At 60.1% G+C, this 12,859-nt stretch carries 17 protein-coding genes and 2 tRNA genes; 10 read left to right on the top strand and 9 right to left on the bottom strand.

Going from position 1 to position 12,859, the window contains the following annotated elements; genetic code table 11:
- Positions 1-108 precede the first annotated feature (108 nt).
- The 10 genes from ACFOGH_RS01015 (at position 109) to ACFOGH_RS00970 (ending at position 6,826) form a co-directional block, all read left to right on the top strand.
- Complete coding sequence (locus tag ACFOGH_RS01015; RefSeq protein WP_380071195.1) at positions 109-336, top strand: hypothetical protein; 228 nt, start codon at positions 109-111, stop codon at positions 334-336.
- Between the two features lie 73 nt (positions 337-409).
- Entirely contained in the window at positions 410-1,699 is a 1,290-nt protein-coding gene (locus tag ACFOGH_RS01010) for a homoserine dehydrogenase (protein ID WP_380071194.1), read from the top strand.
- A gap of 194 nt (positions 1,700-1,893) precedes the next feature.
- A complete protein-coding gene (gene glpX, locus ACFOGH_RS01005) occupies positions 1,894-2,859 on the top strand; it encodes a class II fructose-bisphosphatase (RefSeq protein WP_380071193.1) in 966 nt (321 codons plus the stop codon).
- Between the two features lie 102 nt (positions 2,860-2,961).
- Positions 2,962-4,704: a single-stranded-DNA-specific exonuclease RecJ gene (gene recJ, locus ACFOGH_RS01000; RefSeq protein WP_380073940.1), complete on the top strand. Its 1,743-nt coding sequence runs from the start codon at positions 2,962-2,964 to the stop codon at positions 4,702-4,704.
- Positions 4,705-4,753: 49 nt separating this feature from the next.
- A tRNA-Glu gene (locus tag ACFOGH_RS00995) sits at positions 4,754-4,828 on the top strand.
- Positions 4,829-4,932: 104 nt separating this feature from the next.
- Positions 4,933-5,727, top strand: coding sequence for a lytic murein transglycosylase (locus tag ACFOGH_RS00990; RefSeq protein ID WP_380071192.1), 795 nt, complete (start codon positions 4,933-4,935; stop codon positions 5,725-5,727).
- A gap of 54 nt (positions 5,728-5,781) precedes the next feature.
- Positions 5,782-5,856: transfer RNA gene (locus ACFOGH_RS00985), tRNA-Glu, on the top strand.
- Between the two features lie 192 nt (positions 5,857-6,048).
- Positions 6,049-6,408 carry a hypothetical protein gene (locus tag ACFOGH_RS00980; protein ID WP_380071191.1) on the top strand — a complete coding sequence of 120 codons (360 nt, stop codon included), beginning with the start codon at positions 6,049-6,051 and terminating at the stop codon, positions 6,406-6,408.
- An 11-nt stretch (positions 6,409-6,419) separates the two neighbouring features.
- Positions 6,420-6,608 (top strand): hypothetical protein, encoded by a 189-nt coding sequence (locus tag ACFOGH_RS00975; protein WP_380071190.1) that lies wholly within the window; start codon positions 6,420-6,422, stop codon positions 6,606-6,608.
- A gap of 17 nt (positions 6,609-6,625) precedes the next feature.
- Entirely contained in the window at positions 6,626-6,826 is a 201-nt protein-coding gene (locus tag ACFOGH_RS00970) for a hypothetical protein (RefSeq protein ID WP_380071189.1), read from the top strand.
- A gap of 69 nt (positions 6,827-6,895) precedes the next feature.
- On the opposite strand, the gene ACFOGH_RS00965 is transcribed toward ACFOGH_RS00970, so the two are convergent.
- The 9 genes from ACFOGH_RS00965 to ACFOGH_RS00925 form a co-directional block, all read right to left on the bottom strand.
- Positions 6,896-7,282, bottom strand: a complete 387-nt coding sequence (locus tag ACFOGH_RS00965) for a hypothetical protein (protein WP_380071188.1) — start codon at positions 7,280-7,282, stop codon at positions 6,896-6,898.
- Positions 7,279-8,097 (bottom strand): hypothetical protein, encoded by an 819-nt coding sequence (locus ACFOGH_RS00960; protein WP_380071187.1) that lies wholly within the window; start codon positions 8,095-8,097, stop codon positions 7,279-7,281. Before ACFOGH_RS00960 ends, ACFOGH_RS00965 begins: the two co-directional genes overlap by 4 nt.
- A complete protein-coding gene (locus ACFOGH_RS00955; protein ID WP_380071186.1) occupies positions 8,000-8,362 on the bottom strand; it encodes a hypothetical protein in 363 nt (120 codons plus the stop codon). Before ACFOGH_RS00955 ends, ACFOGH_RS00960 begins: the two co-directional genes overlap by 98 nt.
- Entirely contained in the window at positions 8,359-8,634 is a 276-nt protein-coding gene (locus ACFOGH_RS00950; RefSeq protein ID WP_380071185.1) for a hypothetical protein, read from the bottom strand. Before ACFOGH_RS00950 ends, ACFOGH_RS00955 begins: the two co-directional genes overlap by 4 nt.
- A 109-nt stretch (positions 8,635-8,743) precedes the next feature.
- Entirely contained in the window at positions 8,744-8,965 is a 222-nt protein-coding gene (locus tag ACFOGH_RS00945; protein WP_380071184.1) for a hypothetical protein, read from the bottom strand.
- Between the two features lies 1 nt (position 8,966).
- Positions 8,967-9,572 (bottom strand): hypothetical protein, encoded by a 606-nt coding sequence (locus ACFOGH_RS00940; RefSeq protein ID WP_380071183.1) that lies wholly within the window; start codon positions 9,570-9,572, stop codon positions 8,967-8,969.
- 260 nt (positions 9,573-9,832) lie between these two features.
- Positions 9,833-11,917: an AAA family ATPase gene (locus tag ACFOGH_RS00935; RefSeq protein ID WP_380071182.1), complete on the bottom strand. Its 2,085-nt coding sequence runs from the start codon at positions 11,915-11,917 to the stop codon at positions 9,833-9,835.
- Positions 11,918-12,021: 104 nt separating this feature from the next.
- The gene (locus ACFOGH_RS00930; RefSeq protein WP_380071181.1) at positions 12,022-12,330 is read right to left on the bottom strand and encodes a helix-turn-helix transcriptional regulator; all 309 of its coding nucleotides are present in this window, start codon (positions 12,328-12,330) and stop codon (positions 12,022-12,024) included.
- Between the two features lie 103 nt (positions 12,331-12,433).
- Positions 12,434-12,772, bottom strand: coding sequence for a hypothetical protein (locus tag ACFOGH_RS00925; protein ID WP_380071180.1), 339 nt, complete (start codon positions 12,770-12,772; stop codon positions 12,434-12,436).
- Positions 12,773-12,859: the final 87 nt, after the last annotated feature.

The following is a 12,859-nucleotide window of genomic DNA, read 5'->3' as shown; positions in this document are numbered from 1 at the left end:
GATTGGCCTGCCCCAGAAAACCACCGTCACAGCGCAGGCCATCCCGCTTGGCAAGCCCAGCCGCAGCCACACGTTGCCCCGCCCGGCAACTCGGTCTATGCTTGCGCCATGATGCGTCCCCTTCTGCTGGCCTTTGTCCCTCTCCTTGCTGCCTGTGCCGAGTTTCCCGAAGTGGATGCCGGTGCGCGCACCAATCTGCCGACGCCCAGCTTGCTTCCCACCGATCAACTGATCGCAGGCACAGATCAGACCAACCCGCCCGATCCGCTGGCCGGACCCGTCTCAGCCCTGCAAGCCCGCGCCACCGCTTTGCGCGCCCTCGACAGCACCCGATAACCTCACGCCCGCGTTGCACCGCGCACCGCCTTGGGCTAACACCCGGCGCAAGCAATCTGAAACGGAGTTCCCCATGTCTGCCAAACCCCTGCGCATTGGTCTCGCTGGTCTTGGCACCGTGGGGATTGGCGTTGTGAAAATCGTGCAGCAGCACGCCGATCTGATCACCAAACGCACCGGCCGCGCCGTGCAGATCACCGCCGTCTCAGCCCGCGACAAGACCAAGAACCGCGACGCCGATCTGTCGGCCTACGCGTGGGAAGTCGATCCGGTGGCATTGGCCAAGCGTGACGATGTCGATGTGTTCGTCGAGGTGATGGGCGGCCACGAAGGCCCCGCCAAACTGGCCACTGAAGCCGCCATTGCCGCAGGCAAAGACGTGGTTTCCGCCAACAAGGCCCTGCTGGCCCACCACGGCCAAGCCCTCGCCCTTGCCGCCGAAGCCGCGGGCGCGGTGATCCGCTTTGAAGCTGCCGTTGCAGGCGGCATCCCGGTGATCAAGGCGCTGACCGAAGGCTTGGCGGGCAACCAGATCAAACGGGTGATGGGCGTGATGAATGGCTCGTGCAACTACATCCTGACCCGGATGCAGAACGAGGGCCTGTCCTATCAGGCGGTGTTCGATGCCGCCCAGCAACTCGGCTATCTCGAAGCCGATCCGAACCTTGACGTGGGCGGCATTGACGCAGGCCACAAGCTTTCGCTGCTGGCCGCCATCGCCTTTGGCACGCAGGTCTCGTTCGATGCGGTCGAGCTGGAAGGCATCGGCGCGATCTCGATTGACGACATCAACCTCGCCGCCGACATGGGCTATCGCATCAAACTCTTGGGCGTGGCGCAGATGACCGGCCGCGGGCTGGAACAGCGCATGACCCCCTGCCTCGTCCCCGCCGACAGCCCCTTGGGCCAGTTGCAGGGCGGCACCAATATGGTGGTGCTGGAAGGCGATTCCGTCGGCCAGATCGTGCTGCGCGGCCCCGGTGCTGGCATGGGCCCCACCGCCAGCGCCGTGATGTCAGATGTGCTGGACATCGCCCGTGGCCTGCGCCTGCCAACTTTCGGCCAGCCCGCCGCCACCTTGGCCAAACCGCAAGCCGCGCAATCGGCGACCCCGGCCAGCTATTACCTGCGCATGACCTTGCTCGACAAACCCGGCGCTCTGGCGAAAATCGCCACCTGCCTCGGCGACGCGGGCGTCTCCATCGACCAGATGCGCCAGTATGACCACGAGGGCGACAAGGCCACCGTGCTGATCGTCACCCACAAAGCCACCCGTGCCGATATCGACCACGCCACCGGGCGCTTTGCCGCAACCGGCGTCATGGTCGGTGCACCCGTGGCCCTGCGCATCGAAGAAGTCTGATCGCGATTCGCCCAATCTGCCGCCCGCCGCATAAAGTGGCTGGCGCGCAGCGTTGCATCACCGCCATGTCGCCAAAACCGTGTTACCGCGCAGATTAGTTCTGCCCGGCCACAGTGTTAGCGCGACCATCCTTGCCGCCCTCACCGCCCCCGGCTAGACGAAGGAAACCCTCCATTTCGCCCCAAGGACATCCCATGGCCGACGTTACCGAATTTCAAGACCGCCTGCTTTCCCTCGGCCTCGCCCGCGTGTCCGAGGCCGCAGCACTCGCCTCGGCCAAACTGATCGGGCGCGGTGACGAAAAGGCCGCCGATCAGGCCGCCGTCAACGCCATGCGCGACCAGTTGAATTTGCTCGATATTGCGGGCGTCGTGGTGATCGGCGAAGGCGAGCGGGATGAGGCCCCGATGCTTTACATCGGCGAAGAGGTTGGCACCGGCAACGGCCCGGCGGTGGACATCGCGCTTGACCCGCTGGAAGGCACCACGCTGACCGCCAAGGATATGCCGAACGCCCTGACCGTCATCGCCATGGCCCCGCGCGGCACCCTGTTGCACGCCCCCGACGTCTATATGGAAAAGCTGGCGATTGGCCCCGGCTTTGCCCCTGACACCGTGACGCTCGACATGGCCCCCGCCCAACGCGTCCGCGCCCTGGCCCGCGCCAAGGGCGTGGCGGCAGATGAAATCACCGTCTGCATCCTCGAACGCCCCCGGCACGAGGCGCTGATCGCCGAAGTCCGCTCCACCGGGGCCGCGATCCGGCTGATCACCGATGGCGACGTGGCGGGTGTGATCCATTGCGCCGAAAGCGAAATCACCGGGATCGACATGTATATGGGTTCCGGCGGCGCCCCCGAAGGCGTGCTGGCAGCCTCGGCGCTGAAATGCATGGGCGGCCAGATCTACGGCAAGCTGCTGTTCCGCAACGACGACGAAAAAGCCCGCGCCTTCAAAGCCGGTATCACCGATCTGAACCGCGTCTATACGCGCGACGAGATGGTGACAGCCGATGTGATCTTTGCAGCCACCGGCGTGACCCAAGGCTCGATCCTGCAAGGCATCAAGATCGAACCCGGCTGGGTGACAACCGAAACCATCCTGATGCGGTCTAAAACCGGATCAGTGCGGCGGATGCTGTATAAAAGCCCAATGAAATAAGACCCCATATCAATGAAAGACCCGATTTCTGATGCAGAAATCGGCCCGGAATTTTTCAAATTCCGCCTTGCTCCGCGCCGCGCTGTCGGGCACACCCAAGCCATGACAGCGCGCGCATTTCTTTCCGTCGAACACTCGCTCACCCAGCGCCGCTGGATCGGCCCCGGCGATGAAGCCGAGCGTCTGGCCGAGGCGATGGCCCAGATCACCCGCCTGCCCTTGGCCCTTTGCGCCACGCTGGTCGCCCGTGGCGTCACACCGCAAGACGCCCCAGCCTTCCTTGCCCCGCAACTGCGCGATCTGCTGCCCGATCCGTTGAAACTGCGCGATATGGCCCGCGCCGCCGCCCGGTTTCTGCACGCCGTCAAAACCCGGCAACGCATTGCGATCTTTGCCGATTATGATGTGGATGGCGGATCTTCCGCCGCCCTGCTGATCATCTGGCTGCGCGCGATGGGGGTGCAGGCCACGCTCTATATCCCCGACCGCATCGACGAAGGCTATGGCCCCAACGTGCCCGCCATGGCGGAACTTGGCCGCCAGCACGACCTGATCCTCTGCGTCGATTGCGGCACCCTCAGCCATGACCCCATTGCCGCCGCCAAATGCGATGTGGTCGTGCTGGATCACCACCTTGGTGCCGAAACCCTGCCCCCCGCCTTTGCCGTGGTGAACCCCAACCGGCAAGACGAAGACGGCGATCTCGGCCATCTCTGCGCTGCATCCGTGGTGTTCCTGATGCTGGTCGAAGCCAACCGGCAACTGCGCGCAGATGGGGCGCAAGGCCCTGATCTGATGGCGCTGCTTGATCTTGTCGCCCTCGCCACCGTCGCCGATGTGGCGCCCCTGATCGGCGTCAACCGCGCCTTCGTGCGCCAAGGCTTGAAGGTGATGGCACGGCGCGAACGCGCAGGCCTGCGCGCACTGGCCGATATCGCGCGGATGGATCAGGCCCCCACCCCCTATGCTTTGGGCTTCCTGCTCGGCCCCCGCGTCAACGCAGGCGGTCGCATCGGCCAAGCCGACCTCGGCGCGCGGCTGCTCTCAACCGACAGCCCGACCGAGGCCATGGCCCTCGCCGAACGGCTTGACCTACTGAACACCGAACGCCGCGATATCGAGGCGCGCGTCCGCGAAGAAGCCCTCGCGCAAGCCGAAATGCGCGGCATGGATGGCCCGCTCGTCTGGGCGGCTGGCGACGGCTGGCACCCCGGTGTGGTCGGCATCGTCGCCGCCCGCCTGAAAGAGGCCAGCCACCGCCCCGCCGTGGTGATCGGCTTTGACGGCGATGAGGGCAAAGGCTCGGCCCGATCGGTCGCAGGCGTTGATCTGGGCGCTGCCATCCACCGTCTGGCCACCGAGGGTTTGCTGTTGAAAGGCGGCGGTCACAAAATGGCTGCTGGCCTGTCCGTCACCCGCGAAAAACTGCCCGCCGCGATGGAGCGTCTTGCAGAACTGCTGGCCAAACAAGGCGCAGGTGCGGCTGGGCGCGAGGATCTGCGCGTCGACAGCCTGCTGATGCCCACCGCCGCAACTCCAGGATTTGTCGAGCAAATCGAATCCGCTGGCCCCTTCGGTGCCTCTGCCCCCGCCCCCCGCTTTGTCTTCGCCGACACCCAACTCACCACCCGCCGCGTTGGCGAGAAGCACCTGAAATTGTCGTTTGGCGACAACATGGGCGCGCGGCTGGAAGGCATCGCTTTCGGCGCTTTCGACACCGCCCTTGGCCCCGCGCTGGAAAACGCTGGCCACCAGCGCTTTCACCTCGCCGGCCGGCTAGAGCTGAACACATGGGGCGGCAAGACCCGCGTGCAATTTCGCTTGGAAGATGCGGCAAAAGCGTGATTTTTCCTCTTGCGAAGCGCAAGCACAGCCCTTAAACACCGCCCTCAGTGGCCCGTTCGTCTATCGGTTAGGACATCTGGTTTTCAACCAGGCAAGAGGGGTTCGACTCCCCTACGGGCTGCCACTTCTGACAAATCCCTGTTTTTGCTGATGAATGTCAGCCCCCTTGCACAAGTGTGCTGCGTGGCTATTCTGCCCGCAACAATTCCTTGCTGGGTGCCCAACGTGTTGAACAAATCTCTTGCCGCCGCAATTCTGTCCCTGACCCTGGCCGCCCCGGCCTTTGCGGCCACCTGCAGCAATACCTCCGCCGGGTTTGATGCGTGGAAAGCCGAGATGGCGCAAGAGGTCAAGGCCGATGGCGTCGGTCAGGCCGGACGCGCTGCCCTGCTCGGGGCCAGCTATTCCAAGGCCACCATCGCTGCTGACCGCAATCAGAAAAGCTTTAAGTACACCCTGCAGAAATTCCTGAACGTGCGCGGTGCCGATGCGATCATCTCGCAAGGGCGCGCGCGCAAAAAGAAAAATCCCGATTTCTATGCCGGGCTTGAGGCGCAATATGGCGTGCCTGCGGGTGTGCTGCTGGCAATTCATGGCATGGAAACCGGATTCGGCAATTTCATGGGCGACACCAATGTCGTCTCGGCCATCGCCACCCTGACCTTCGACTGTCGCCGCACCGATTTCTTCCGCCCGCATCTGATCGGCGCGCTGCTGCTGGTCGACCAGGGCTCGATCTCGGCGAAGTCGGTGGGCGCGAAACATGGGGAACTCGGCCACACCCAATTCCTGCCCGGCAACGCGCTCAGCTATGGTCAGGATGGCAATGGCGACGGCCGCATTGATCTGACCAACATGACCGATGCGCTGGCCACCACCGCGAACTATCTGCGCCAGAAGGGCTGGCAGCCGGGTCTGGGCTATCAGGAAGGCGAGCCGAACTTCGCCGTGATCAAGGAATGGAACAGCGCCAAGGTCTATCAGCAGGCCATCGCGCTGATGGGCGCAAAAATCGACGGCTAAGGCGCTTTTCCCCTCTTGAACCCCGCGCGCCAACCCCTTAGGAGGTGCCGCAGTGGCCCGTTCGTCTATCGGTTAGGACATCTGGTTTTCAACCAGGCAAGAGGGGTTCGACTCCCCTACGGGCTGCCACTTCCTTCTGTAAGCTGTTGATTTTGCTGCGAAATTCCAAAGCGCCAAAATCCTACTACAGAACTACTACAGCGAAAAATCCGCCCCTTTTGACCTGCCGAAGCGCCGGAACCGATCACGCGAACGTGAACAGCTTGCTTGCGTCGAACGTCGGCAAGGCTGCATATTGCGGCGAAGAACACGGGGAAACGCATGACGATAGACCGCAAGACTGTTGACGCGATGGAAGCTGCGGGCATTTCTTTGGTCGGTTCGGTGCCCGCGCCTTGGGGCGGGATAACGGTAACGCTTGCGCCGGAAGATGTGCAGCCCTTCGTTCAAGACCGCGAAGAATGGTTCGCCCGAAAGAACGGTGCCTTCAAGCAACAGTATCTTGATTGGGTTGCGACAAGCGGCGAACCACGTTGCGGCGCGACTACTTCGAAGGGAACGCGATGCAAGAACTCTGTCAGCGGCGGCATACAGCGACCGTTTGAAGTTTGGCTTCAAGAAGACGGCGGGTTCTGCCATGCTCACGGGGGCGCATCTAGCAAGGAAGCGCGGGAACTTTAGAGGGGTGAAATTTGGAAGACCGCGACGAAATTCTTCTGGAAGTTGCCCGCCTGATTTGGCGGCGCAAAATCACTATTGCCGAATTTTACGAAGTGCTTGGCGTTGATCTTGACGACGTTCAACATAGCGACCCGAACAACGTTGTGACCGAACTAGCGGGCATCTTCACAGGCTGGCACAACCCGCCGCCGCAGACTTGAACCTTGAAGGAAAAACAATGGTAGATGAAGCGCAAATTCAGGCGCGTTTGACCCAAATACACAACCGTATCCAATGGCTAGCGGATGCAGAAGCAAGAGCCGCTTGGGTCAATGGTGCCGCAGCGGACGGCAGGTTTTGGCCCGAAAAGCTAAAGCTTCTAGATGAAGCGGACGCCCTTCTTGATAAGCTTGAAGCTGGCATCCTGACCAAGAAGTAGAAAAAAGACCCCCGAAACTTTGCGGCAACGGGGGTCAGGTAGCTTCCTCAGTGGCCCTGTGGAAGATCGTTAGAAAGCGGCTGCGGGGATGCCCACAAGGGGCGCGTCGGGGTCGATGTCCGCTGCGGTGCAGGCTTGGCGCATGGTGGCCCCTGTGGCGATCCGCAGGACGGCAACAGCGGGGAAATCCGGGCGTCCTGCTCCTGCCAGCCAAGCGACGTGCTGCGCCCTGTCTGAAAGCCGTTGCTGCCCCTCTGGCGCGGCCCATGTGGGCACGAAACCCGATGCCAGGGTGAACAGGGGCAAACAGCCCGCAGGCGCTTCTGGCGGCACGTCGTCAAGCCCGACCGTGACCAATTCCCCGAACGGGCCGCGAACGATCAAGTCACCCTTGGGGCTGCGGTCGTTCTGCGACGAAGCGGCAAGCCATGCGGCGATTTCGGCGGCGGCGGTCACTGGCCTTCCCCGGTCGAAAGCGGGGCGTCAACTTCGACGCGGGTTTGCATTCCAGCTTCGACGCCGGGGCTATAGAACGAACGCGGGATTTCCATTGCGACGCTGGCAAGGCTGCGGTCAAGCCCGGCGATTTCGGATGCAACGCGAACACGTTCCGAAGCTTCCGGGGCATGGGCAAGGGCGGCGTTCATGCGAAGGGTGTTCATGCGTTCGGGCGAAATGCCGGAAAGCGCGGCGGGCGCTTCAAAAATCGCAGTTGCAAACCGAAGGTCGCTTTCCACCAAGCCCCGCAGTTCGGTGATGAAATCAGGGTCGCCCTTCTTCGACAGGACGAAGGCGCGGATTTCCGACCGAACGACTTGCGCGGCGGTATCAATCGAAGGGGCAAGCGCCCGGTCAATTTCGGCCATTGCTGCGTTCGTTTCGTTTTCCGTGTAAGCTTTCAGTTCGGCGCGGGTCTTGTTGATTTCGGCAACGACGGCTTCGGCGATCTTGCGGGCGGCTTGGTGGCGCTGCGGTTCGGAACGGGTCTTGTCCCATTCAAGGGCCGAAACTCTTTTCACCGCGTCGTCAATAGCATGGTGCAGTTTCGCAAGCTTCGTGCCGGGCACAGCATCGAATTTTGTCCAATCCCCGCACATGGCTTTTCGCCCGCTATCGGTCGATAGGAATTGCATGGTTTGCAGGGCTTGGGGGGTTTTAACTAGGGCCATTTTGTCAGTTCCTTGTGAGAGTAAAGGCGTCGATTTCGCGCCCATGTGCTTCGATGAAACGGGGGCGCTTCTTTCCGGCGGGAAGCGGCGCAAGGCGATCATTGCCCACAATGGCCGGGGCGTCGGGCGTGTCTTCTTCACCAAGAAGGGCGGCAAACCCGCGAAGCTGTTCTTGCAGTTCGGCTTGCTGATAGCGGCAACGTTCGGCCCATTCGTCGTGTTCATAACGGGGCAGACAGTGAAGAACCCCGTCGCGCATAACTTCGCGCCACATCGGCGTTCCATCGACTGAAATGCCAAGAACCTTCGGCACGACGCGCTTCGCAGCTTCAAGGCGGTCAATCCGGGCGGCAAGGTTCCGGGTCATGCGGCACCTTCCAAGCGACGAAGCCGTTCTTCCAAGTCGGAACTTTCAAACGAACGCTGAATTAGCGAAAGCATGTGAATTAATTTCGACGCATCATCGACCTTAATTTCACCGCGCCTTGCCTCTTTGAATATGCGAACCATGTGATCGCGAACCTGAATTAAGTTCCCGATAGGCTGAATACGCTTCTTCGCTTCCGGGGGTATGGGGGTCACTGGCGAAGGCCAAACAGGCTTGGGGTTTTCCATCGAAATACCGTTCAAATTCGACATGCAGGGCGGGGTTAAGGGCCACTTAGGGCGGTCGTTTTTAGGCTGGCAAGGGGGCAAATTGGGGTCAGACAACGGCAGACAAACCGGGACAAAAGAAAGTTTCTGCGCCCTATCCCCATGCCGATTTCAGCTTGCGAAGATCGGCCCGGCGCTGCCTTGCCGCTTCGTTCCGGGCTGTTTCTTCGCCATTTGACCCGCCCGCGTTTTGCAGGCGATTGCGGCGTTTGGCTGCGGTCGAAGCGTCTTTCTTCATGGCTGCGGCCATATCAGCAAGGTCTTGGTCGGTAAGCTGCGCCGGGTTCACGAAGGCGTTGCGAAGACGGGCGTTCATGTCAGTTGCCTTTGCCGATCATTCGCCCGGAACTTCCAAGCGCCCGCATACGGCGTTCAAGATGCGCGGCGGGAACCTTGGCGGCGTCATAGTCCAAACCGCGACGGCGCAGTTCGCGGTTCACTTCTTCCCGAACGCCCGGAAGGCTTGCGGCGGCAAGATGCAAAATGCCGTTGAACCCCGCGCCAATTAAAACGCTGTTGTCGGGGCGATGCAGTTCTTCGGTATAGCGTTGCGTCAAAATCGGACGGTAGCGAGGAAAATACGTTGCGGTATGAAACGACAACTGATTTCCGCAAGCCCGAAGCCTATTTGGTCGAAGAAGCCGTCGTATCGGATGCGGCTTATCGGTAAAACCGCCGACGCACTTCAACAGGAAGTTTTCGGCACCTTCGGTTGCATCGCATTGCAGAAACCACGAAGCGCCCTGAACCATTCCGGCGACTTCTTCGATGTAAAAACGACAAAGGTATTCTTCGATTTCAATAGGGTCTTCAATTTGACCTTCAAGCAACTTGTCTTCGGCAACGTTAAGAACCTTCCTCACATCTTCATGCGCCCGGTCGTCAAACAAGGCTTCTTTGTCGCGGTCGATTTTGGCTTTCATTTCGGCATTTCCTTAGTAGGGATGTAGTAGGTTTCTTCGACGGTCAATTCGGCGTTGTTTTGTAGTTGTGTTTGGCAGCCGGGCGCTCTGCCATCATGCGCTTGCCCACATGGGGGCCATAGGGTCGCGGCAGCCGTGGCACCGTGACTTCCGAGCGTCAGTTAAATCTGTCCGAGTAGTTCCCCCATACCCCCTGAGTAGAGAACTCACGGGGGTTGTATGGGTTCGAAGTGACGGTATCGTTAGTTCCGAACTCACGGTCACGCCCCCTTGCCATACCGGGGGTCGTCAGGCTGCAAAACACCCCATGAATGGAAGTGGTTTCCACTTTTCCATTCTTTTAGCTTTGTAATGCGACCGCTTGCGGACAGCCGTTCGATTGAAATTCGGACCTTTCGCCGTGTTTCTTTGTCGCCGTCGGGATAATCTTTTCCGAACATTTCGGCCAAACACTGATAGAAGTTCCTTGACCCCGTTAGCGATGTTCGAATGGGTTCGCCCCGCTTGTGGGCCAATTCGATGTGGGTAAAGACCTGTTCAACAAGCGGCGACAAGCTTTCGTCAATCGCATCGGCAATTTCGTGATTGGACAGCGACGATAGAACGCCGTTTTCCGGGTTGCGCTTCAACCGGACAGGTTCGGCAAGCGCCCCGTAGTTCGTCTTTTCGTGCGACACGACGACGTGTTCGGGAATGCCGTTTTCGGCTGGCACTTTCCGAATGAACATGCGCGACCTGAAAGCGTTGTTCCAAGCAACCGTGCCCGAATACGTCTTAGTGATCGGGCCGAACTTCGTTGAAGCCGTTTCGGCGTTGACGTGCGCTAGAAGCACAATCGCGCAATGGTTTTCCCGCGCAATTCGGCGCAGTTCTGTTGCAAAGGCGGTAACTTGAACTTGGTCGTTCGGGTTCGCTTGAAACAAGTTGCTGGCATTGTCCAAGACGACAAGCCTTGCCGAAGTTGCGCGAATGTCGGCGGCTAGTGCTGCCATTGCGGGCGTAGGTTTTCCCGCTGGATTGTCACGATCAACAACCCACAATGCGGCCCCTAGCACGTCGCGGCATTTGATATTAGCAAGACTTTGCGCCGCCCATTGACCGCAGCTTGCAATATGGCGCGACTTTTCGATGTGCTGAAAACGTTCGTCTAGGATTTTCAGCGTGTCTTCGGCGGTCCAGATTAAGACGGGGCTAACACGATCAACTTTGCCGATTATTTCGCCCGAACCTGTTCCGACATAAACGGCGACTTGCTGCATAAGGTATGTCTTACCCGTGCCGCCATCGCCGGATAGAAGGGTTGCTTCCCCTTCCGGTATTCTGCGGTCGATTACGAATGCTTGCGGCGGTTCGTTTTTGAACTTGGTTCGCATTTCGACAAGGCTCATAAGCCCATCGCCCGTGGTGCCCCCCTGCCCGCTGGCAGGCTGCCCTATGGCTGCCGCTATCTGCGCCCCATGTGCGGCTGCCTGCGCCTGCTGTTGCCGTTCCTGCGCCCCCCGGCGGGCTGCCTTGGGGTATTCAGTTGCCCACAGTCGTTGGACCTTCTGCGCCCGCGTTTCGCTGCCCTTGGGCGGGCTGTTCTGGACAAGGGGGCTTGCCATGACCACCCGGCGAACCTGTTCTTCGTCGCTGGAAAAGAGGCAGGCGGCGCATGTCAGGGCGAAAGTAGCTTCCGACATGTTCGTTTTGGCAAGGTCGCTTGTGCCGTTGTAATGGGCCGCGTTCGCGGGCGAACCGCAGACAGTATCCCGCAAGGCTTCGTCAGTGATCGGCGCAGCCGGGTTCGGGTCGTTGATCGGGGTTTGCACAGTGTGGGTATCGAAGGTCGAAGCCTGTCGTGACGAAACCCATTCGGGGCATGGCGCAGGTTCTGCCCAATTTTCGACCGTGTATATTCCCCCCGCAAACGTCGAAGGGGCAAGCATGATGTAGCCGTTATGCTTGATTTCGGTCGCTTCGCAGAGTTTACCGGGATACTTCGCAGCGTCTTCCGCCCGAAAGATCAGGTGAAACCCGCCCCGCGCTGATTTCTGCGTCAGGGTTGCGGGCAGGTTGCGGCCCTGCATGAAGGCGTTGAACTCGCATTCGGGCTTGTAAATGTCGGCATCGACCGCGACCAAACCCGATTTAGCAAGGTTGCAGCCGATATTAGCGTCAGAATTATCCGTCCACCATTGTTTAACTTGCGCCAAATCATTCGACGCAACAGTTTGCCAGCCGCCCGCAAGAAGCTTGTCTTTCGTTCCGTTCTGGACAGGGAAGACGCAAAGGCCAAGTTTGGCCCAATGAAGCGCCATTCGGCCCTTTTCGGATAGCTGTTGGTTGTGGGTATCGGACTGCATTTCGGGCCATTCTGTATTAGGTTCTTAATAGCAATCGCGGGCAAGATTTTTCCCCTTTTGCTTCAAACTCTTAGTTGATATTTCGGCAGCCCACACGGCTGCCATTACGCGCAATGCTTGCGGGCTTCGGTCAGTTGAACGACCAAGGCGCGGATTTCGTCGTCAGACTTTCCGGCGATACGGGCGGCAAGAATGGCGTTCACTTCCGAAGCCGGATACGCCGAAGACTTCGACCCCAACTTAATCGCTGGAACCATCAACCCGGACGAAATCCAGACATAGATTGTCGCCCGTGATGCGCGGCAAACGCTGCACAAATCAGCGGTCCCTAACAGGGCGTTCGTCACAAGCGACGCGGGGGTGAACTTGGGGGCTTCCGCCGGGGTGGCGGTCGAATTGGTCAAGGCGTTCATCTGGGTCACTCCACACATGTTTATGTGTGTCAACCTAGCCGCTAGGGCACCAATTCAGGAAGTCGGGGCTTGTCCGGCAAAGACTGGATTTGCCGGACAATTATTAGTTTTCAGATACTTGCAGGTATTCGCGTGAAGGCAGTTGCGAAACAAACGAACGGTCTAGCCATGCGTTGACAGTGCTGCGGCTTGGCAACGTTGTGACCCCGCCCGCGACCATTTCGCCTATCAGCGTCTTGAAGGCGTTGCGCGGTTGATAGGCTTTCAGTTCGCCATATCGCGAAGACCAATGCGCCTTGAATATCGCCGAATACTTCCCGTCGTCGCCGACCGCATTCAACAGCCCCAATGCCCGCATGAAGCGGTCGGCGTTGATTTCGCCTTGTGGCGTCAAACCGATTTTCACGGCTTGGAAGAACCAAAGCGCAAGTTCGGGCGGCACGGGTTGCCCACAGGTCATGGCGTTTGCAATCTGCACAAGACGGTTGCCCGCTTCTTCGCCGGAATGCGGCAAGGTCGCGTCGAACCC

It is taken from the genome of Cypionkella sinensis (assembly GCF_042646385.1).
GTDB classification, from domain to species: domain Bacteria; phylum Pseudomonadota; class Alphaproteobacteria; order Rhodobacterales; family Rhodobacteraceae; genus Cypionkella; species Cypionkella sinensis.
The sequence above is the reverse complement of the archived record's forward strand: the minus strand, read 5'-3'. Positions and strand labels throughout refer to the sequence as shown.

What these genes read in the sequence shown, in the direction of transcription:
- ACFOGH_RS01015 (WP_380071195.1), top strand. Translation starts at nt 109, where the DNA reads ATGATGCGTCCCCTTCTGCTGGCCTTTGTCCCTCTCCTTGCTGCCTGT.
- ACFOGH_RS01010 (WP_380071194.1), top strand. Translation starts at nt 410, where the DNA reads ATGTCTGCCAAACCCCTGCGCATTGGTCTCGCTGGTCTTGGCACCGTG.
- glpX (WP_380071193.1), top strand. Translation starts at nt 1,894, where the DNA reads ATGGCCGACGTTACCGAATTTCAAGACCGCCTGCTTTCCCTCGGCCTC.
- recJ (WP_380073940.1), top strand. Translation starts at nt 2,962, where the DNA reads ATGACAGCGCGCGCATTTCTTTCCGTCGAACACTCGCTCACCCAGCGC.
- ACFOGH_RS00980 (WP_380071191.1), top strand. Translation starts at nt 6,049, where the DNA reads ATGACGATAGACCGCAAGACTGTTGACGCGATGGAAGCTGCGGGCATT.
- ACFOGH_RS00970 (WP_380071189.1), top strand. Translation starts at nt 6,626, where the DNA reads ATGGTAGATGAAGCGCAAATTCAGGCGCGTTTGACCCAAATACACAAC.
- ACFOGH_RS00960 (WP_380071187.1), bottom strand. Translation starts at nt 8,097, where the DNA reads ATGATCGCCTTGCGCCGCTTCCCGCCGGAAAGAAGCGCCCCCGTTTCA.
- ACFOGH_RS00955 (WP_380071186.1), bottom strand. Translation starts at nt 8,362, where the DNA reads ATGACCCGGAACCTTGCCGCCCGGATTGACCGCCTTGAAGCTGCGAAG.
- ACFOGH_RS00950 (WP_380071185.1), bottom strand. Translation starts at nt 8,634, where the DNA reads ATGTCGAATTTGAACGGTATTTCGATGGAAAACCCCAAGCCTGTTTGG.
- ACFOGH_RS00945 (WP_380071184.1), bottom strand. Translation starts at nt 8,965, where the DNA reads ATGAACGCCCGTCTTCGCAACGCCTTCGTGAACCCGGCGCAGCTTACC.
- ACFOGH_RS00940 (WP_380071183.1), bottom strand. Translation starts at nt 9,572, where the DNA reads ATGAAAGCCAAAATCGACCGCGACAAAGAAGCCTTGTTTGACGACCGG.
- ACFOGH_RS00935 (WP_380071182.1), bottom strand. Translation starts at nt 11,917, where the DNA reads ATGCAGTCCGATACCCACAACCAACAGCTATCCGAAAAGGGCCGAATG.
- ACFOGH_RS00930 (WP_380071181.1), bottom strand. Translation starts at nt 12,330, where the DNA reads ATGAACGCCTTGACCAATTCGACCGCCACCCCGGCGGAAGCCCCCAAG.